Genomic DNA, 19,438 nt, shown 5'->3' with positions numbered 1-19,438 from the left:
GGCGTCAGGCACTGTGCTGTGCTTGAGCGGCATAATCCGTGAGCGCACCATTCAGGCTTCCCGCCTCGCCCGACAAGCTACGGGCGGAGCTTGTGAGGGTATCGGCGATTGTTCCGGTCGATTTGGCTTCGCTCAGCACCTGCTGCACAAGGTTGGCCGCTGCCTGGGCTTGGGTGGCGATTTGCCCAACGCGGCTCGCGACTTCGGTGGAGGTGGTATTATGCTGCTCGACCGCGCTAGCGATGGAGGTTTGCAGCATATTCACTTCCGTTACCGCCGAGCGGACCGACTCGAAGCCGCGCACGGTGGCGTTCAAACTATCCCGGATCGCGTGGACGGTTTCGGCAATCCGGCTGGTCGCGCTGGTCGTGCTTTCGGCTAGCTTTTTCACCTCTTGGGCGACGACGGCAAAGCCGCGCCCCGATTCGCCCGCGCGGGCGGCTTCGATGGTTGCATTGAGCGCTAGCAGTTTAGTTTGATCGGCGAGGCTGGTGATGAACTGTACGATGCCATCGACTTCGGCGGCGCTATTGGCGAGGGTTTTAACCGTATCCCCGGTTTCCGTTAGGAAGCGCGTGGCCGAATCGGCGCTACGTTGCGCGTCGGACGCGCGCTGGCTGATTTCGCGGATTGCCGTTGTCAGTTCTTCTGTCGCGCCCGAGACCTGCAAGGCGCTTTCGCTGCTTTGGGCCATCAGCCCCCCAACGTCCCCCGCCAGCGTAATTGTATGGCGGGACCGCTCGATGAGCGATTCGGCCACGTGGTTGAGGGATTGCGCCTGCCGGTCAACGCTGCTCGCGACCGATTGAACGTCGTGCATCATCACTTCGGCTTGGCGCGTTGCGAGCATCTGCGCGGTAACGTCGATCCAAGTGAGCGCCACACCGACGATCTCCCCGGTTCCATTGCGAACCGGCTCTAAGCTTGCTGTAACGTCGGTTTCACCGATATGGAGGCGACGCCCGCGTAACGCTTCATCCGCGCCGGTGAGGCAGCGCGCAAGCTGAGCCTCGCCGAGCCCCAGCAGGTCTTTACTGTCGGTGGCAAGCGCGTGGGTTTCGCAAAAGCTGCGCGCGGCGGGATTGAGGAAAGAGACCGTCCCATCCTTGCCTAACAGCGCCGTGGGCGTGGGGCTGCTATCGACCATCTGCTTGAGTTGCAGCACATTTTCGACACTAAGGCGCAGATGGCTGAGGGCGCGCGCCATGACCGCCATCTCATCCGGGCCGGTCGGCGGGATCTCCTGCTGCGTATTGCCCGAGGCGACGGCCTCCATCACGCGGGCAAAGGCACCAAGCGGCCGGAAAACGGTAATACGCAGCACGATAAAGCCGCCGACAACAACGATCACGGCCAGTAGCAGCAGCGCTTTCTGTCCTTCGCTTTGAACTTGATCGACCTGTTCAACAAAATTATCGATGCCACGGGTGAAGCCGACCTCTGCCCAGGGGCGGTTATTTGTTCCCAGCAGCGTGGCGCGGGCCGTGGCAACCGTGATCACATCCGCGGGTAAGCCTTCGCTTTTATAAACACTTTGGTTCTTGCCATCGAAGAGTTCCACGGTACCCCCAAGAGATGGGCCGATGCCTTCGAGCAAATGCAACGGGTCGGTAACGATTTCCATCACCCCCAGAACGCGAAAACCGCCAACGGGCACGAAAATGGAGTGCAGCGGTCGGCCCGTAGACGATTGCCAGAGATGATTTAATTCTTGGCGCTGGGCCCCCTTATCGCGGGCCTTCAACTGCTCAAGCAGGGCGGAATCTTCGGTCGCCGAGGATTTGTCGCCCTTCGAGGAGCGCGCGATGAAGGCCATGTCCGGAGTGAAAATATTAACGGCCACCAGCTGGATCTGTTGCTCGACGACTGGGGTAAGCGTGTAGAAAGTATCGGTCATAAATCCAAGCTTAACCGCATCCTTATCTTCCGCCGCTTGGCCGAGCCCTGCCGCGCGGCTCCATTCATTGCCAATGGGCGACATACGTTCACCATAGACCCGCGTCAGTCTATCGCGGACGAAAAAGCTCAAAATTTGCCCCGTCGAACTGTTTAGCGTGTCGGTGGCGAACTGCGTGTAGCGGGAAATCATCCGGCTCTGCTGGACCCCGACGGCAACCGCGACGATGAGGAAGAGCGCCAGCAGCACGCGGCGCAGCGTGAGGCGTGGGACCCAAGGTTTAGGCATCCGATGCTCAGCCATGGCAGAACCTTCCTCGCTACTACGATGGTATGACGATGAGGCAAGCATAATCTGTTCCGATTCTCGTCTCCCGGCTAGGGGGTACAGAAAATCAGACCCGAAAACCTCATCGGGACACGTTAGCGACGTAAGAAACGCGCCATTACCGAGGGGCGGCATCTGTTTGTGACAAACTGATGCCAGCCTGGGCGGGCAGACCCCAGGGGAATGGCGCGCACGGAGAGGGTTGGGCGCCCTATTCCTGAGCGGTGCGGGGGAGGGCGGCACCGCCTGAAACACTTCTTACATATTTTAGATACTTTTGAGAAATATCATGCGATACAGTATCTATAACCCCGCGTTATTGTGCGGCGCGATATGTGATTGCAATAGAAACTACTGCGGACAATATTGTCTTCGAAATTATATACCGCTATCGGATGAGGATTTCCGAAACTTCCCGCAGTTGGGTGCGAGCGCGTAACAGATAGAAACCTTGGGTTGCGAGGTGATTGGCAGCAAAAAGCCCATCGGTCGCGCCGTTCATCACAATCAGCGGATCCAGCAGCGAGGCTTCATGCAGGCTTTCCAGCATTTGCGTCCAGGCATTAAAGGCTTCACGGTCGCGGAGAAGTTGCTGATAATCCACGCCAAGTTCGCGCAGGATCAGGTAATAGGCATAAAGGCGACCCTTGACGCCGTAGAAAATATTATCGGCACGACGATCAATGAAAAATTCCCGACCGGCCAAAATTTGCTTGTCTAGAACCGCCGAGGACGAACCCAGATCGGACGTAATGCGTTCCAAGAGCGCAATTAGATTATCACCGCGCCGCTCGAACAGCGCCTGTCCCTGGCTCAACCGCTGATTATAATTGCGCAAGGCTTTCGCGGCCGAGCGATATTTTGCATCAGACGAGGTCGTGGGTGCCCAGGAGGTGGTAAAGTCGAACAACCAAATATCCGGCGCGGATTTCAGCAAATCGACGGCTTTCGACAGATCAGGATCGGCTTGGGAGGAGCCCCGGTTGCGGCCGATCTGGTCCATCATTTCGGTACTAAAGCGGCCCAGCGCTTCAACAATACCCGCCTGAAATTCCGGCATATTATCGAGCCACCAACCGGGCAGGAAAAACGGATCGTTCGCCGCCCAGCGATGTGTGATGGTTTCCCGTTCGATAAGGGTTGCCGCCATGGCAACGGCGCGGCTGCTGCCGGTTGGAACGTCGGTCGGGACGAGCGTTGTATCGTCGTCGATCACATGAACCCAGAGCATTCCGGCGGGAATATAAAGACCCACCAGAATAACCAACCCCAGGAGCATTCGTCCGACCAGCCCTAAGCTGATCGTGAGCCGTTTCGGCCAAAAGCGCGTGAGCAGGGATCGTTTCTCGAAATCAAAATCAGCCACGGTCGTTCCCCTTTTACGCCACCTCGGAAGCTGCGGACGACCACAGCCTCTTATAACTTATGCCGGACAGAAGCCCTATTTAAGGCAGGGTTCAATAAAAATACGATCACTGGAGAAGGTAGCAGGCTAAATGCCGCTGATGCCCTCCGTTTCCCTGGTGATCCTTACAGGATTTTTCCGGAACTTGTCAGGGAATCGTAACAAAATGGTCATGCAGTCACGGCAAGGTGCATGCGATGAAACGCGCCCGAAATTTGGGCGAAGTGTGCATAGAATATGTTTTTTAACTTTGTCGAGCGAGTGAACCATGACCGACGCTAGCACCCAGCCCGCCGTATCCGTCGATTCCCACGGCGAGATTACGAATCTGTCCGATAACCCGACCTTCGCGTCGGTGGTTGATGCCAGCCTGAGCCGCCGGTCGGTGCTGCTCGGCACGGCGGCGACGGCCCTGTTCACCTCGCTTGGCGGTGTGTCTACGCTCGCTATTTCCGGTGAGGCAGAAGCCGCGACTACCCCCAAAAAGCTGCTGAGCTTTAAGCCGGTCGCCAAAAGCCTCGCCGACGCCGTGATCGTACCCGAAGGCTATGATGTTCAGGTGATTTATGCGCTCGGCGATCCGCTGACGGCCAATACTCCGGACTATAAGAACGACGGAACCGATGGCGATTTCGACAATCGCGCCGGCGATCACCACGACGGTATGGAATATTTCGGCCTATCCGCTGACGGCAAGCCTTCGACCAAGTCGGGGACGCGCGGCGTGCTTGGCATCAACCACGAAGCCACAACCGACGAAAAACTGTCGTCGCACTTCATCCATGCCGATGGCGGTACGCGCAGCCTGCCGCGCCCGGCCGCCGAAGTGGATAAAGAACTCGCGATCCATGGCGTTTCGATGGTCGAAGTTCGCAAGGCCGCTTCGGGTAAGTGGGAATATGTGAAGAATTCTGGCTTCAACCGCCGCTTCACCACGCTGACCGAAATCGACATTGCCGGTCCGGCGCGCGGCAACGCCCTGCTGAAGACCAAATATTCGCCCGAAGGCACCAAAACGCGCGGCACGCTCAATAACTGCGGTGCCGGTCGCAGCCCCTGGGGCACCTATATGACCGGGGAAGAAAACTTCAACGGTTACTTCGCCCGTCCCAAGGGCGATGATGAAGCCCGCGGTAAGGATAAGACCGTTACGGCCCTTAACCGTTATGGTCGCCGCGAAGGCGATGCGTCGCGTCATGGTTGGGAAAGCGCCGGTTCGGGGGATAAATACGCCCGCTGGATCAATGCTAAGACCGGCACCTCCGCCGATGGCAGCGACGATTATCGCAATGAAATGAACGGCCAAGGCTATGTGGTCGAAATGGACCCGTATGATGGCAAGAAGCTGGCGAAAAAGCGCACCGCGCTTGGCCGTTATGCCCATGAAAGCGCCGCTTTCAGCAATCCCGCCGTTGGCCAGCCGCTCGCCGTCTATATGGGCGATGATGCGCGTAACGAATATATCTACAAGTTCGTGACCGATGCGATCTGGTCGGCTGCCGATGCCACCAACCCGGATCGTCTGGCCGTTGGCGATAAGTTCCTTGATAAAGGCACGCTGTATGTCGCCAAATTCACGGCCGATGGTACGGGCGAGTGGCTCGAACTCTCGCTGAACAATCCGGCGGTTAAGAATTACGACAAATATTCGTTCGCCGATTTGGCTGACGTCGTTGTTAACGCCCGTATCGCGGGCGATGCCGTCGGCGCGACTAAGATGGATCGTCCGGAATGGTGCGCCGTCAACCCGGCCAATGGGGAAGTCTACTTCACCCTCACCAACAACGCGAACCGCACCATCGAGCCGAAGAATGCCCCGCAGTTGGAGCCCGATGCCTCCAACCCGCGCGCCTATACCGATGTGAAGGGCACCTCGCGCCTGCAAACCGGTAACTCCCATGGTCACATCATTCGCCTGCGTGAAGCGGGCGGGGCCGGGGCGAAGGCTTTCTCGTGGGATATCTACCTGTTCGGGGCGGAAGCTTCGGCCGATCCTGCGACGGTTAACCTGTCCAAGCTGAACGCCAATCAGGATCTCTCCAGCCCGGACGGTCTCGCCTTCAGCCAGGCGACTGGCATCTGCTGGATCCAGACCGATGATGGCGCTTATACCGATGTGACCAACTGCATGATGCTGGCGGCCCTGCCGGGCAAAGTCGGCGATGGTCAGAAAGTCAACCTCAACTACACGAAGGCCGATGGCGCGAAGGTCAGCATCACTACGCCGGTCGGCAAAGCCCCCAGCGAAGGCGAGTTGAAGCGCTTCCTGGTCGGCCCCAAGGGCTGCGAGTTGACCGGCATCACCGAAACGCCGGATGGTAAAGCCTTGTTCGTGAACATTCAGCATCCGGGCGAAAGCACCAAGGCGGCCGATGTGAACGATCCGGCGAAGTACGAAAGCCAATGGCCGGCGAATGCGGGCTATGGCGCGGGTAAGCGTCCGCGCTCGGCTACCATCGTCATCACCAAAAAGGATGGCGGCGTTATCGGCGCTTAATACGCCTAACGACTGAACAAAAGGCCGCGCCAATCGCTCGATTGGCGCGGCTATTTTTTAGGCACTGGTTTCCAGCGGACTGCTACGCAGACAGGGGCGATCCCAGGCGCGTATTCAGGGATGCCATGCTTTCCCGCTCCACGGCGATGAAGGTTTGGATAAACTGCCGGGCCAGCAAGGATTGCGGGCGATGCCGCGCCCACAGCGCCTGCACCCGGTAGGTCAGGGGCACGCGCAGGGGTTTGATGTCCACGAGTTCAGCCTGATCGGAAGCGGCGGTATAAGCGTCGACAATCGCCGCCCCCGCGCCTCGGCTGACCAGCGACAGAGCGATGCGGTTGGTCTTCACTTCGATTTCCGGCACCAAGGCGATATCGCCCATGGTGAGAGCATTGTGGAGCAAAGCGCCCAACGGGTCGCCCGCGCGCAGACCGATGAAGGGCCAACGGGTCATTGCGGTAAGATCAATGGGGCCGGTCAGGTGATCGGCGGTGCCTTTTTGGAAAATCGCCACCATCGCGCCACTGGCGATTTCCTCCATGCTCAGGCCGGGATGAGGGGTCGCGTCGAAGGCAAACCCCAAGTCCACATCCTGGATCAGCAGCGCGTCGACCAAATCCTTATAATGATGGGTTTCAACCTCGAAGCTGACATCCGGATGTTCCTTGCGGAAACGGCTGATGGCCTGCGGCATGAGGTCGATACAGAGCGCGGGGGAGGCCGCGATCCGCAGGCGGCCCGATTTACCGTCCTTCAGGTTTCGCGCCAGCTTTTTAAGGCTTTCCAGCCCCGAATAAATCTTCTGAACCTCGGCGAAAAGGGCGAGCCCCTCGGGCGTTGGGTGGAGGCGGCCCCGAATGCGTTGGAACAGCGTAAGGCCAATCTGATCTTCGGCATGCTGAAGGATTTTCGTCACGGCGGGTTGGGAGACGTTGAGCAAACGGGCGGCCCCGCTGACCGTGCCGGTCACGATGATGGCGTGAAAAACCTCAATGTGGCGTAGCCGCATTCCGCCCAGACCCCTGTGATCATTTACTCACAGCCCAGCGTAGCGCAGATTGCGTTTCGCGAAAGAGTTATATGAAGCTTTGGGAAAGTTATAGGGTAGCGAGCCGGGCGAGGGCCAGATCGAAGAGCGGCGGTACTTCGGCAATATGGGGCACCTCGGCTAAGTCGGCGCGGCTTAACCAGCGCGCGTCTGCCGCGTCATCGGCGGCCTTCAGAGTGCCGCGCGGGTTGAGGCCTAGCACCGGCACCAAAACATAGTGAAACCCCTCTGAAATCGCTTCCAACGGCGGCAGAACCTCAAAGAAATCCGCCTCGATGCCCGTTTCTTCCCTAAGTTCGCGGGCGGCGGCCAGGGTTAGGCGCTCGCCGGTTTCAAGCTTGCCGCCGGGAAAGCCCCATAGGCCGCAATTGGGCGGTTTGCCGCGTTCGACCAGCAGCATGCGCGCGCCCTGGCGCACAAGCGCAAGAACGCCAACGCGGGGAGCGGCGCTCACGACCGAACCCTTTGGCGGATAGAATAAAGTTTCACTGAAAATCTCTCCTGGGGCGAGTGACCGGACTTGAACCGGCGACATCCAGAATCACAATCTGGCGCTCTAACCAACTGAACTACACCCGCCGTCAGGAGAGGCGCTTTCCCTAATCTACCCGTTCGCCCCTGTCAAGGGCTTGATAAAAGTTTTGCGAATTGCTCAAAATGTAGGCGTTTTGATCAAAAATTTTTCAAACTGATGACGGAATTCTGTGCACTGCGCCCCTTTTCCAGGCTATGCCTTGCTGGCATGCCTTGTGCTAACCTGTTAGCGGGGGCCAAGCTGGCGAATGGGTCGCCAGGCGGAGAAGAAGCGCAGAACCAATGAAAAAAGTCGAAGCGATCATTAAGCCGTTCAAGCTCGACGAGGTCAAAGAAGCCCTCCATGAGATTGGGATTCAAGGGCTGACTGTTACCGAAGCGAAAGGTTTCGGGCGGCAGAAGGGCCATACCGAGCTTTATCGGGGTGCCGAATATGTCGTCGATTTTCTCCCGAAAGTGAAAATCGAGATCGTGATGGACGATGCGCTGGTCGAACGCGCCGTTGAAGCGATTCAGCAAGCCGCCCATACTGGCCGCATTGGCGACGGCAAAATCTTCGTCATTCCGGTCGAAGATGCGATCCGCATCCGAACCGGCGAAAAAGGCGGTGACGCGATTTAGCGGCTGCCTTAGCCTAACCCTAACTCTATCCTTAACCTTCGCCATCCATCCGAAACGGGAAGATTACACATGTCCGACGCGAAAACCGTACTGTCGCTGATTCAGGAACACGGCGTGAAGTACGTCGACTTCCGCTTTACCGATCCGCGCGGCAAATGGCACCACACGGCGCAGCATATCGTTACGGTCGATGAAGACCTGTTGAACGAAGGCATTATGTTCGACGGCTCGTCGATCGGCGGTTGGAAGGCCATCAACGAATCGGACATGCTGCTAAAGCCGGACCTGTCGACCGCCGTGATGGATCCGTTCTCGGCCCAACCGCAGCTTATCCTGTTCTGCGACGTGCTTGAGCCGTCGACCGGCCAGGCTTACAGCCGCGATCCGCGCTCGATTGCTAAGCGCGCCGAAGCGTTCATTATTGCATCGGGTATTGGCGATACCGTGTTCATGGGGCCGGAAGCCGAGTTTTTCGTGTTCGACGACGTTCGCTTCAAGCAGGACCAGCACGAAGGTTACTATTACCTCGATAGCGAAGAACTGCCGCAAAACAGCGGTAAGGTTTATGAAAACGGCAATATGGGCTATCGCCCCGGCCCCAAGGGCGGCTATTTCCCCGTCGCTCCGGTCGATGGCGGCACTGATCTGCGCGCCGAAATGCTCGATGCCATTGCTGGCATGGGCGTTGAAGTCGAAAAGCACCATCACGAAGTCGCCCCGGCCCAGCACGAACTGGGGATTAAGTTCTCCACGCTGCTGAAGTGTGCCGATGGCATGCAGATTTATAAGTACTGCGTGCAAAACGTCGCCCATGCCTATGGCAAGACCGCGACCTTCATGCCCAAGCCGATTTTCAAAGACAATGGCTCGGGTATGCATGTTCACCAGTCGATCTGGAAAGACGGCAAGCCGTTGTTTGCGGGCAACCTTTATGCCGATCTGTCGGAAATGGCGCTGTTCTACATCGGCGGCATCATTAAGCACGCCAAAGCCATCAACGCTTTCACCAATCCGACGACCAACAGCTACAAGCGTCTGGTGCCGGGTTACGAAGCGCCGGTGTTGCTCGCCTATTCGTCGCGCAACCGCTCGGCGTCGTGCCGTATTCCGTTCTCGTCCAGCCCGAAAGCCAAGCGCGTCGAAGTGCGCTTCCCCGATCCGCTGGCGAACCCTTACCTTGCATACTCGGCCATGCTGATGGCCGGGATCGATGGGATCATCAACAAGATCCATCCGGGCCAAGCCATGGATAAGAACCTCTATGATCTGCCGCCGGAAGAACTGAAAGAAGTTCCGACCGTCTGCGGCTCGCTCCGCGAAGCTCTCGAAAACCTCGATAAGGACCGCGACTTCCTCAAGCGCGGCGATGTCTTCACCGACGATCAGATCGACTCGTACATCGAGCTGAAAATGGAAGATGTGATGCGCTTTGAAACCACCCCGCACCCGGTGGAATTCGAAATGTATTACAGCGCGTAATATCCTTAACGGCTATTTGACAGTCCCCCGCTGCCGAAACGGCAGCGGGGGATTATTTTTATGGCGCGTCGGGGCTGTTTTCCGCTAAATTTTACTGGCGTCCGGCCTGCGTTCGTGATTCAGTCGAGGCGCGTTTTACGCATGGAGATGGATAACACTCCATCGAGATCAATAGGTTCCAGGGGGCGGTTTACCCATGATGCGAGGAATGGCGGCGAAAGGGGGGAATGCTCCCCAGGCCAGCGGCGCCCACCGGGATAAACGCTATACCATCCCCACGCTTTCGGTGGATCTATTCGCAACCGTTTTTGAAACGTTGCGTTGGTCCTTCTCGCATATGATTCTCAAAGAGTATCGGGGGCCGCTTGAAGTGGGGGCTACCTTCCACGGCGCTTTCACCTTCCCCAACCGCACCACGGTAGGGCTTTTCGAAGGCAAGGTGGCGCGTGCGGATACGAGCAAGCAACTGCTGGGGGTGGAGTTCACCTGGATCAGCAAAGAGGGTTTTGCCCTCATGGAATATATGCACTCGCTGCGCCCCGAGGATAATCCCGATAAAGGCGATGCGATGCGGGTGACGATGAACTACCCAACCATCAATTGGTCGCTGTCGGGAATGCTTTTGGGCGAATATGATCCGCCCGACGATGTGAAGCCGGACATGCAGCTACGCGGCATTATTCGGACCGAAAAATCCCAGGAAAGCGGTATTTTTACCGCGAAAGTCGTGCGCGCCAATCCCGTGCGCCGCACGCTTGCACTGGCCTTTACCTCGCTCTCGTCGGAGCTTTTCGACATGCTGGAAACCGCCATCAAAAAGCATCCGCCGATCGATATGTAACTGCGGTTAACGGGGGCCAATGGCCCCCGGCAGGCGGTGAACCGGCGCGTCGGTAAGAGTTTCTTCCGGTATCGCCAAAATCCCCCAGCGGTGACACAGAGCGCCCAAGCGGGGCGAGGCGGTGAGCACGCAGAGCGGAATGCTGAGCAGATAGGCCGCCAGCAGCGGCGCGGCCCAGGGCAGGGCCCCCGGCGCGCCGATCCACAGCCCGATGCCGAAGAGGCTTCCGAACAGCGTTGGGAACCACAGCCCGCGCAGGGCCTGCAGCCAACTCACCCGATAGCCCTGGCGTTGCTGCGCGTCCCAGCCGACCGCCTTCCCGAACAGCAACCCGATCATAAAGCGGGTCTCGATCAAGCTGATCACGGGGGCGAACAGCGTCATTAGCACGATTTCGATCAAAGCCCCGCTCACCAGTCGCACCGTGTCGCCATAGCGCTGGCGCTCCCGCCGTTGCAGCAGCAGATCGATCACGCCGAGGACTTTCGGCGCGAGGCTCAGGCTCATCATCACGGCGAACAGCGTAAGGCCAATGCTGGCGGGGTAGGGGGCGGGCCCGGCGGGTAAATAGGCCTGCGCGAGACCGAAGAGCAAAAAGGCCATCCAGGCGGGCGCGCCGACATACATCAGAATGGCCAGCAAAATTTGAATGCGCGAGGCGGGCCGTAAGCCCGGCAGGCCCAGCAGTTGGAAATACTGCATATTGCCCTGGCACCAGCGCAGGTCGCGCTTGACGAAATCCGGCAAGGCGGGTGGGTTTTCTTCCCAGCTTGCCCCTTCTTCGGGCACCACGCGCACCTCGTAGCCCGCGCGGCGCAGCAGGGCGGCTTCCACCTGATCGTGCGAGAGGATCAGCCCGCCCAACGGCGGCTTTCCAGGAAGGACCGGAAGTTCGCAGTCGTCGCGGAACGGGGCGAGGCGGATCAGAGCATTATGCCCCCAGAACGGCCCACAGTCGCCCTGCCACCAGGCACTTCCCATCGTGTAGGTGCGCATCCCCTGGCGCATGCCGAACTGAAAGGCGCGGGCAAAGAAGCTACCCGACGGCATGCCGACGACCAAGGTTTGCAACAGTCCAACCTGGGGGAAAGTTTGTAGGCTGCGCACGAGGCGCAAAATGGGGGCGGCCCCCATCAGGCTATCGGCATCGAGCGGCAGGAAGAAATCATAGCCGTCGCCGTAGCGGTTCAGGAAATCGCGAACGTTGCCCGCTTTGAAGCCGGTGTTTTCCGTGCGCCGCCGGTAGATGAGTTCGTCGGGGTGCGAATCCTCGGCCTTCCAGGCGGCAAAAGCCGCTTCTTCGGCAGCGGCGGCCTCGGGGCGGGCCGAGTCGGACAGAAGATAGAAATGGAACTGACGGCCCCAGCCGCTCGCAGCCAAATCGGCGCGCATCAGGCGCAACCGGGCGATAACGGCGGCGGGGTCTTCGTGGCGAATGGTCATGGTGATGGCGGTGCGCGTCGTGATCGGGCTGTTATCACTCATCGGCACCAGGCGCGGGTTTACCGCTTCGACGGGATCGATCCCTAACCGCCCGGTCACGTGAACCAAGCCGAAGCCAATCAGCGCGTTCCAAAACCCTAAGACCGTCCAGGGCAGGCTGAGAACGAAGCACACCAGCGCGCCGATTTCCGCCCAACTCCAACCGTTCACGCTGAGGATGCTGACCATCGTCGCCGTTACGGCCAGGCCAAGGCCTAAGCAGAGGACGAGCATCAACCCGCGTCGTAAGGCCAGCGACGGGGTGGCGTCGGCATTGGTTTCCGTCTCGGGCGGGGCGGTTAGGTCGGTCATTCTCTCTCTCGGACGGCAGGAAAGCGTTGTGGGGGGGCTGGCAATTGCGGACGGGGTTTCTATAGTCTTTTCCGGCATATGGCCGAAAGTAAGGAGTAACCGCGCGTGACCGAAACCGCCCTTGCCCTTTGGTACGTCGCTCCGGGGGCAATGGATGCACGCCCGGCGGCGCTCGGGGTCGGAAATCTGTGGCTGCGAACAGTTTTTTCCGGGGTGAGCCGGGGAACGGAACGGCTGGTGCTGACCGGGCAGGTTCCGGCGAGCGAAACCCAGCGCATGCGCGTGCCAGCCCAGGAGGGCGATTTCCCCTTTCCGGTGAAATACGGTTATTGCTGCGTGGCCGAAGTGATCGACGGGCCTAAGGATTGGCTGGGCCAGCGCGTGTTCACCTTGCACCCGCATCAAACCTTTTTTCGCGCCGAGGCGGACCGGGTGACGCGCCTGCCAACCGAATTGCCGTCGGCGCGGGCGGTGCTGGCCGCCAATATGGAAACGGCGCTGAATGCGCTGTGGGATTCCGGCGCAGGACCGGCGGACCGAATTGCCGTGGTCGGCGGCGGGTCTGTCGGGCTGCTGGTTGCGGCGCTCGCGGCGGGACTGCCGGGCGCGCAGGTGACGCTGATCGACCCCGACCCGGCGCGCCAAGCCCTGGCCGCGACGTTCGGCGTCGGTACGAACCCAGAAGAAGCGCAAGGGGCCGATGTGGTCTTTCACGCCTCGGGCGTTCCGGCCGGGTTGCAAACGGCGCTGGACCTCGCCGGGCTGGAAGCGGCGGTGGTCGAGCTAAGCTGGTACGGCGCAAAGCCCGTATCGGTGGCCTTGGGCGGGGCGTTTCATTCGCAGCGGCTGCGTCTGATTTCCTCCCAGGTTGGCCAGGTCTCGCCCAGCCGACGGGCGCGATGGAGCTACGGGCGGCGGCTTGCGGCGGCACTCGATCTGCTGGGCGACGCGCGCTTCGATGCACTGCTGTCCGAACCAATTGCCTTCGCGCAAGCATCCAAACGGCTGCCTGCTGCGTTAAACGAGGGGGGCTCGGCCCTAATGCCCCTCATTGCCTACCCGTTGGAAGGAAAAAGCTGAATGTTTGCGCTGGAAGTCCGCGACCATATGATGATTGCCCATAGTCTGCCGCGCCCAGTTTTCGGCCCGGCGCAAGGGCTGCACGGCGCAACCTTTATCGTCGATGTCGCCTTTTTCCGCCCGGAGTTGGACGAAGATAATCTTGTGGTCGATATTGGCCTTGCCTCGGTCGCGTTGAAGAAGATCCTGAGCCCGCTGACCTATCAGAACCTCGATACGGTGCCCGCGCTTATCGGCAAGATCACCACGACCGAGTTTCTGGCGCGCTATATTTTCGACCAGATGCGCGCGGCGGTTTTGGCGGGCGACCTTGGCCCTCACGCGGGCGGACTCGAAAAAATCCGCGTCAGCCTTGAAGAATCCCATATTGCCCGCGCTTGGTACGAAGGCGCGCTGGCGTGAGGGCTGTTTTCGTTTATCCGGGCGATCTCGATCAACCGACGGGCGGCTATCGTTACGATGCGGCCCTCTTACGCGAATGGGCGGCGGCGGGCATTGCCGTCACCGCCATTAGCCTGCCGGGGGCCTACCCCGCGCCGACCGAGGCCGATCTTACCGCAGCCGAAGCCCTTCTTGCGCCAATTCCCGCCGATGTGCCGATTTTAATCGACGGTTTAGCCTTCGCCGTCCTGCCGGGGGCCTGGCTCGACCGGCTCGGGAAACGCTGGCAGGCGCTGGTCCATCATCCGCTTTGCCTTGAAACCGGGCTTGATCCGGCGCTTGCGGCCCAGCTTGAGGCCAGCGAGCGCGCGGCTCTCGCGCGGGCGGAGTTAATCACCGTCACGAGCCGGGCGACGGGGGTGACGCTGACCGAACGGTTCGCTGTTCCCGCCGAAAAAATCCTGCTCGCGCCGCCGGGGATCGTGCGCTACCCGCGCTCGGCCCCGCAGTCTCCACCGATGATCCTTACTGTGGGGGCCATCAGCCCACGCAAGAATTTCGATGGGCTGGTAACGGCGCTGGAGGCGGTGCGCGATTTGCCGTGGAAGGCTACCATCGTCGGCTCCGACGCGCATTCGCCTGAAACTGGCGCGGCGTTGCGGGCGCAAGTCGCGGCGTTAGGGCTCACCGACCGAATCCATCTTGTGGGTGCGCTCACCGGCCCCGCGCTGGAAGCGGCCTATGCCGATGCCTCCTTCTACGTTCATGCCGCCCATTACGAGGGGTTTGGCATGGCTTTGGCCGACGCGCTCGCCTCGGGCCTGCCGACGGTCGCCTCGATTGGTGGCGCGGTTGGCGATTGGTTGCCCGAAGGGGCGGCTTTGCGGGCGACGCCGGACGCCGCTACGCTTGCCGAAAACCTGCGCACGCTGCTGACCGATTCCGATTTAGCCGAGCGTCTTGCCGCCGCCGGACGCGCGATTGATTTCCCCACCTGGGCGGGGAGCGCCGCTGCGATTGCGGCGCGCTGGGCATGAGCGGTTTTTCTGCCGATTGGCTCGATCTCCGTGCCCCTGCCGATGCGGCGGCGCGGGATAAAGACCTGCTTCAACAGGTCGCCGCATTGGCCCCGCGCCGGATTCTGGATCTCGGTTGCGGGACGGGGGCCATGCTGCTGACGTTGCGGCCTTACCTCGCGTCCGGCACGTCGTGGATTTTGGTCGATGGCGATGCGGGGCTGCTGCAAGAAGCCGAAAGCCGCGCCAACGCCCTGCGGCGGGAAGACCCCGGTCTTGCCGTCACCTGCCTGCACCGCAATCTGGTCGACGATCCCTTGCCCCAGGATGGGGTGCCGCCCGATTTGGTGACGGCGACGGCTCTGTTCGATCTCGTGTCGGCGGCGTGGCTCGAGCGGTTTCTTGATGCGCTCGCGGCGCAGCGCCTGCCGCTCTATGCCGCCCTATCCTACGATGGGGAAATGCGCTGGGAGCCCGCGCATCCGCTCGATGGGGCGGTCACGGGGGCCTTCAATCGGCACCAGCGCACCGAAAAAGGCTTCGGCGGCCCTGCCCTCGGTCCGGACGCGCCGCAGGTGATGCGGGCGGGGCTTGAGGCGCGCGGTTATAAGGTGCTCGCGGCCTCAACGCCCTGGCGGATTGATGCCGATCAGGCGGCTCTCCTGTCGGCTTTGATCGATGGGATTGCGGGCGCGGTGCCGGAGGGCACCATTTGGCGCGCCTCGCGGCAGCAGGAAACCCGCGCCGGCTATGTCGGCCATAGCGATCTTCTGGCATTTCCGGCTTAAAACGGCCCCATGCGGTGCAACAACCCGTCGCGCAGCACGAGCTGGTGATAGAGCACGCCGACGACGTGGAGAATGATCAGGCCGATCAGCGTGAAAGCGCCCACTTCGTGCAGGAAAAACAATTGCGACGCGAGCACCTTATCGGGGCCGATAAGAGCGGGCAGGGTAAACTGACCAAAGAAAATCACCGGCGCGCCATAAGCCGAACTGCCAAGCCAACCCAGCACGGGCAGGGCAAGGAGAATCCCATAAAAGCCTAAGTGAACGATTTTCACGACCAGGGTTTGCAGCGGCGGCATCCCTGGCACGTCGGGCGGAAGTGGGCCGCGCCAGCGGAGCCAGGCGCGCACAATAATCATCCCCAAGGCGATAAGGCCGAAAGACCTGTGCAGATCGAACAGCGTATTCATTACCGGTCCGGGCTCGACGCGGCCCATCAGCAGGCCGAGAGCAAGAACGATGACGATCAGAAGCCCCATCGTCCAATGCATCCACCGCATTAGGCTGGGATAGCGCACGGTCATTCATCTCTCCCTGAAAAAGCACAGTCGATGACAATATCGCCGCCGCACAGCGGATAGGAACGGGTCACAGGCCGGATGGCCCCGTCTAGATGATCGATGGGCGGCAGCGTCAGGCCGGTCAAGCCCGAGCCTATGATAAGCGGGCCAATCAGCAGATGCAGCCGGTCCAGCACGCCCGCCGCGAGGAAATGCGACAGCGTGGTCGCTCCCCCTTCCACCAGCACGCGGGTAATGCCTGCTTTGCGCAATAACGCGAGAATATCACCGGGCGCAATCGGTTCGCCCGGAGCACCCGGCAGCGCCAGACTCTCGACCCCCTCAGGCCGAGGGATCGAACCGCGTTGAAGCGCGATGCGTCGGCCCGGTGTGTGCCAGAGCCGGGCGCTATTCGGTACGCGGCCATTGGGATCGAGCACGATCCGCGCCGGTTGCCCGCCGGGGACGTGGCGGACGGTGAGAAGGGGATCATCGGCGATCACGGTACCCGCGCCGACCAAAACCCCATCGACCAGCGCGCGCAGGCAATGCAGATGCGTTAAGGCCGCCGCCCCGTTGATATAATGGGAATGGCCCGTGCGGGTAGCGATGCGCCCGTCGAGCGACTGGCCCAACTGACCGATCACCAACGGCGCGGTTCCCAGCAACGGCTCGAAAATCTGCGACAGGGTGCAGGCGGGATCGAAGCCGCGCGGCGCACAAAGCCGGTGCCGTTCCAGCAGCGCTGCCCAGCGCGCTAGCGGAAACTCGGTCTCATCGGCGGCGGCGAGGCTATCCATCGGTATAAACCTAATGCGGGTGAGGCCAAAAGGACAGTGCGGGCCGACGTTTGGCGCGTTACATTTCCGCGATGCCGCACGCTTACTTCCCGCTCTTACTACTCTTGGCCGCGATTCTGGATGCAGTTGTAGGCGATCCGCCCTCGCTCTGGCGGCGGGTGCCCCATCCGGTTGTTTGGATCGGCGCGCTGATTGCCGCCACGGAACGCACTCTCAATCGGGGCGGACCTTTAAGGCGGCGCGGGGCGGGCGTGATTGCGCTGGCGCTGTGGCTGGCGATTGGAATCGGCGGAACGCTATTGGTGCTGGCGCTCGTGCCTCCCTGGGCGGGCGCGGGGCTAACCCTGCTGGGCGGCGCGATTCTGTTGGCGCAACGATCATTAGCCGATCATGCGCGGGCGGTGGCCGAGGGGCTGGATCTTTCTTTGGATGCAGGGCGGGCGGCGGTGTCGCGCATCGTTGGGCGTGACCCTGAGTCCCTCGACGAAGCGGGGGTAGCGCGCGCGGCGGTGGAATCGGTGGCGGAGAATTTTTCGGACGGCTTCACCGCGCCCCTGTTCTGGTTCGCCCTGTTCGGGCTGCCGGGGATCGTCGGCTATAAGATCATTAATACCGCCGATAGCATGGTTGGGCACCTTAGCCCGCGCTATGCCGCCTTCGGTTGGGCCTCGGCGCGGCTTGATGATCTCGTCAATCTCATTCCGGCACGGCTCAGCGGTGCGCTGATCGTATTGGTCGCCGCGCTTTCCCCCGATCTGGACGGGCGACAGGCGGTGCGCGCGATGCGAACGGACGCCCGCCGTCACCGCTCCCCCAATGCAGGATGGCCCGAAGCCGCGATGGCGGGAGCCCTGGGCCTCGCGCTCGCCGGGCCGCGCCGCTACGGGGCGGAGATTGTGGACGATGCTTGGATGAATACGTTAGGGCGGCGCGAGGCGACGGCGGCGAATATTCGCCGCGCGGTGCGGGTAATGCGGGCGGCGGCGGCGCTGGCGGTCGCTCTCGCGGTTATCGGAACGGCAACGCTTCCTTGAGCGCTTTCACCAGCCGCAACCGCGCCGCCGCCGAGGGTGGCAAACCGATGCGCAGCCACTGCGGGCGATGGGCGAAGGCGCGCAGGAGAATCCCCCGCGTCCCCAGATGGGCCGCAACGGCGTGAGCGTCGTCGGGCGTTTCGGCGAGGCAGAAAAAATCAGTTCGGCCGATCATCGTCAGCCCTGCCGCCGTCAGGCTTTCAGCCAGCAACGCGCTCTCCCGCCGTAAGCGCAGCCGGGTCTGCTGCTGCCAAGCGTCATCCTCCAGCGCCAGCCGGCCCCATGTAAGGGCCGGGCCGCCGAGGCTCCACGCGCCGAGCAGGTTTTCGAGCGGGGCCGTGATCTGGGGATCGCCCGCAACGAACCCGAGTCGCACCCCCGCAAGCCCGAAGAATTTTCCGAAGGACCGCAGCCGGATAACGCCAGAGAGCATCCCTTGCGGGGCAGGATCGGCGCTATCGGCATAGGCTTCGTCGATCACGATGAGGCGATAGCGCCGGGCAAGCGCGGCTTCGTTTAGTTCGGAATAAAGATCGCCTGTGGGATTATTCGGACGGCAGAAAATCAGCACGTCCGCCTCTTCGGGCGTTTCCGATTCAAAAACCCGATGCCCCGCCGCTTCCCATCCGGCGCGATGGCCGCCGTAGGTTGGCCCGAGCAGGCAGACGCGGCCCGGCGGGAGCAGGCGGGGCAGCAGATGAATGGCGGCTTCGGTTCCCGGCACGGCGGCAAGCCCGGCTTCGGGCGGCAGGCGATAGGCGGCGCGGGCTGCGTCCAAAAGCGCCGCGCGGTCGGCGGGCGTTGGCAGCCGGGTCAGCGCCGTCTTCGGCAAGGGCGGCGGCGACCAGGGCCAGGGGGTGATGCCGGTCGAAAGATCGAGCCACGGCCCGCGCCAGTGGGGCCAATGGGTACGGGCGGCGGCGACATCGCCCCCGTGATGCAAAAGCGCCGGGGGCAGCATTAGGGCCGATGCTGAACCAGCGCTTGGGCCGCCGCCGCAAGGCTCGGCCCGGCGCAAATCCAGGCGGCGGTCGGCACCCGCACGCGCTGTGCCGGAAGGGCGGCAAGGGCCGGATGGGTGACGATGGCCTGCGCGCGCGAGGTGGCGGTATTCATGTGATCGTCGATCACCAGCACTTCGGGCTTGGCCGCTAATACGGCTTCGACCGAAACGGCACCGCCGCGCGTAACGCCCAGGCTTGCCGCCAAATTCCGGTAGCCGACGGCCTCCAAAATCTCACCGCTGACCGATTTTGCGCCGGAGGTATAGCCGTTGGGCCGCCAGATCAGCGCGGTCTGCGGGGTAGTGGGCGCAGTCGCCTTTGCGCGCGCAAGGTCGGCCCCGAGGCGCGCGATCATCGCTTCACCCGCCTCGGGCACCTCTAGGCGGGCCGCG

Annotated in this window: 18 protein-coding genes and 1 tRNA gene; 9 read left to right on the top strand and 10 right to left on the bottom strand. The window is 61.5% G+C overall.

Translation table 11 applies throughout. From position 1 onward, the window contains the following. Nucleotides 1–4: 4 nt before the first annotated feature. Together ACIQ36_RS06155 and ACIQ36_RS06150 are read right to left on the bottom strand one after the other, a co-directional pair. Nucleotides 5–2,200, bottom strand: a complete 2,196-nt coding sequence (locus tag ACIQ36_RS06155; protein WP_395826905.1) for a methyl-accepting chemotaxis protein — start codon at nt 2,198–2,200, stop codon at nt 5–7. Between the two features lie 412 nt (nt 2,201–2,612). After that, nucleotides 2,613–3,590, bottom strand: a complete 978-nt coding sequence (locus ACIQ36_RS06150; RefSeq protein WP_395826901.1) for a DUF2333 family protein — start codon at nt 3,588–3,590, stop codon at nt 2,613–2,615. A gap of 307 nt (nt 3,591–3,897) precedes the next feature. On the opposite strand from ACIQ36_RS06150, the gene ACIQ36_RS06145 reads away from it, so the two are divergent. Then, complete coding sequence (locus tag ACIQ36_RS06145) at nt 3,898–6,126, top strand: PhoX family protein (RefSeq protein ID WP_395826898.1); 2,229 nt, start codon at nt 3,898–3,900, stop codon at nt 6,124–6,126. An 82-nt stretch (nt 6,127–6,208) separates the two neighbouring features. Here the strand turns inward: ACIQ36_RS06145 and ACIQ36_RS06140 are convergent, their stop codons facing one another. The 3 genes from ACIQ36_RS06140 to ACIQ36_RS06130 form a co-directional block, all read right to left on the bottom strand. After that, on the bottom strand, nt 6,209–7,135 hold the full coding sequence (locus tag ACIQ36_RS06140) for a LysR family transcriptional regulator (RefSeq protein ID WP_395826896.1): 927 nt from the start codon (nt 7,133–7,135) through the stop codon (nt 6,209–6,211). An 88-nt stretch (nt 7,136–7,223) separates the two neighbouring features. Continuing rightward, a complete protein-coding gene (locus ACIQ36_RS06135; protein ID WP_395826894.1) occupies nt 7,224–7,628 on the bottom strand; it encodes an NUDIX domain-containing protein in 405 nt (134 codons plus the stop codon). A 48-nt stretch (nt 7,629–7,676) separates the two neighbouring features. After that, nucleotides 7,677–7,753, bottom strand: a tRNA-His gene (locus tag ACIQ36_RS06130). 237 nt (nt 7,754–7,990) lie between these two features. On the opposite strand from ACIQ36_RS06130, the gene ACIQ36_RS06125 reads away from it, so the two are divergent. From ACIQ36_RS06125 to ACIQ36_RS06115, 3 genes are all read left to right on the top strand, one after another. Then, complete coding sequence (locus tag ACIQ36_RS06125) at nt 7,991–8,329, top strand: P-II family nitrogen regulator (RefSeq protein ID WP_045777589.1); 339 nt, start codon at nt 7,991–7,993, stop codon at nt 8,327–8,329. Between the two features lie 69 nt (nt 8,330–8,398). Continuing rightward, nucleotides 8,399–9,808, top strand: a complete 1,410-nt coding sequence (glnA, locus tag ACIQ36_RS06120) for a type I glutamate--ammonia ligase (protein WP_395826892.1) — start codon at nt 8,399–8,401, stop codon at nt 9,806–9,808. A gap of 208 nt (nt 9,809–10,016) precedes the next feature. Continuing rightward, complete coding sequence (locus ACIQ36_RS06115) at nt 10,017–10,649, top strand: PilZ domain-containing protein (RefSeq protein WP_395826890.1); 633 nt, start codon at nt 10,017–10,019, stop codon at nt 10,647–10,649. Between the two features lie 6 nt (nt 10,650–10,655). Here the strand turns inward: ACIQ36_RS06115 and mdoH are convergent, their stop codons facing one another. Next, a complete protein-coding gene (mdoH, locus tag ACIQ36_RS06110) occupies nt 10,656–12,443 on the bottom strand; it encodes a glucans biosynthesis glucosyltransferase MdoH (protein ID WP_395826888.1) in 1,788 nt (595 codons plus the stop codon). Nucleotides 12,444–12,548: 105 nt separating this feature from the next. Between mdoH and ACIQ36_RS06105 the strand changes: the two genes are divergently transcribed. The 4 genes from ACIQ36_RS06105 to ACIQ36_RS06090 are packed head-to-tail and all read left to right on the top strand — an operon-like array spanning nt 12,549 to nt 15,708. After that, a complete protein-coding gene (locus tag ACIQ36_RS06105) occupies nt 12,549–13,523 on the top strand; it encodes a zinc-binding alcohol dehydrogenase (RefSeq protein ID WP_395826886.1) in 975 nt (324 codons plus the stop codon). After that, the gene (locus ACIQ36_RS06100) at nt 13,524–13,925 is read left to right on the top strand and encodes a 6-pyruvoyl trahydropterin synthase family protein (protein ID WP_395826884.1); all 402 of its coding nucleotides are present in this window, start codon (nt 13,524–13,526) and stop codon (nt 13,923–13,925) included. It begins immediately after the preceding gene. Then, a complete protein-coding gene (locus tag ACIQ36_RS06095; RefSeq protein ID WP_395826882.1) occupies nt 13,922–14,941 on the top strand; it encodes a glycosyltransferase family 4 protein in 1,020 nt (339 codons plus the stop codon). The genes ACIQ36_RS06100 and ACIQ36_RS06095 overlap by 4 nt, the downstream gene beginning before the upstream one ends. Continuing rightward, nucleotides 14,938–15,708 (top strand): class I SAM-dependent methyltransferase, encoded by a 771-nt coding sequence (locus ACIQ36_RS06090; RefSeq protein ID WP_395826880.1) that lies wholly within the window; start codon nt 14,938–14,940, stop codon nt 15,706–15,708. Before ACIQ36_RS06095 ends, ACIQ36_RS06090 begins: the two co-directional genes overlap by 4 nt. On the opposite strand, the gene ACIQ36_RS06085 is transcribed toward ACIQ36_RS06090, so the two are convergent. Together ACIQ36_RS06085 and ACIQ36_RS06080 are read right to left on the bottom strand one after the other, a co-directional pair. Next, on the bottom strand, nt 15,705–16,232 hold the full coding sequence (locus tag ACIQ36_RS06085; RefSeq protein WP_395826878.1) for a cytochrome b: 528 nt from the start codon (nt 16,230–16,232) through the stop codon (nt 15,705–15,707). The genes ACIQ36_RS06090 and ACIQ36_RS06085 overlap by 4 nt on opposite strands. Then, nucleotides 16,229–17,008 carry a RibD family protein gene (locus tag ACIQ36_RS06080; RefSeq protein ID WP_395826876.1) on the bottom strand — a complete coding sequence of 260 codons (780 nt, stop codon included), beginning with the start codon at nt 17,006–17,008 and terminating at the stop codon, nt 16,229–16,231. Before ACIQ36_RS06080 ends, ACIQ36_RS06085 begins: the two co-directional genes overlap by 4 nt. A gap of 71 nt (nt 17,009–17,079) precedes the next feature. Between ACIQ36_RS06080 and cbiB the strand changes: the two genes are divergently transcribed. Further along, on the top strand, nt 17,080–18,042 hold the full coding sequence (cbiB, locus tag ACIQ36_RS06075) for an adenosylcobinamide-phosphate synthase CbiB (RefSeq protein WP_395826875.1): 963 nt from the start codon (nt 17,080–17,082) through the stop codon (nt 18,040–18,042). Here cbiB and ACIQ36_RS06070 read toward each other — a convergent pair. Next, nucleotides 18,017–19,003, bottom strand: coding sequence for an aminotransferase class I/II-fold pyridoxal phosphate-dependent enzyme (locus ACIQ36_RS06070; protein WP_395826873.1), 987 nt, complete (start codon nt 19,001–19,003; stop codon nt 18,017–18,019). The genes cbiB and ACIQ36_RS06070 overlap by 26 nt on opposite strands. Next, nucleotides 19,003–19,438: ABC transporter substrate-binding protein (locus tag ACIQ36_RS06065; RefSeq protein ID WP_395826872.1), on the bottom strand; the 436-nt coding region annotated here is incomplete at its 5' end. The genes ACIQ36_RS06065 and ACIQ36_RS06070, both read right to left, overlap by 1 nt.

The organism is Elstera sp., from assembly GCF_044372965.1.
Classification (GTDB): domain Bacteria; phylum Pseudomonadota; class Alphaproteobacteria; order Elsterales; family Elsteraceae; genus Elstera.
The sequence above is the reverse complement of the archived record's forward strand: the minus strand, read 5'-3'. Positions and strand labels throughout refer to the sequence as shown.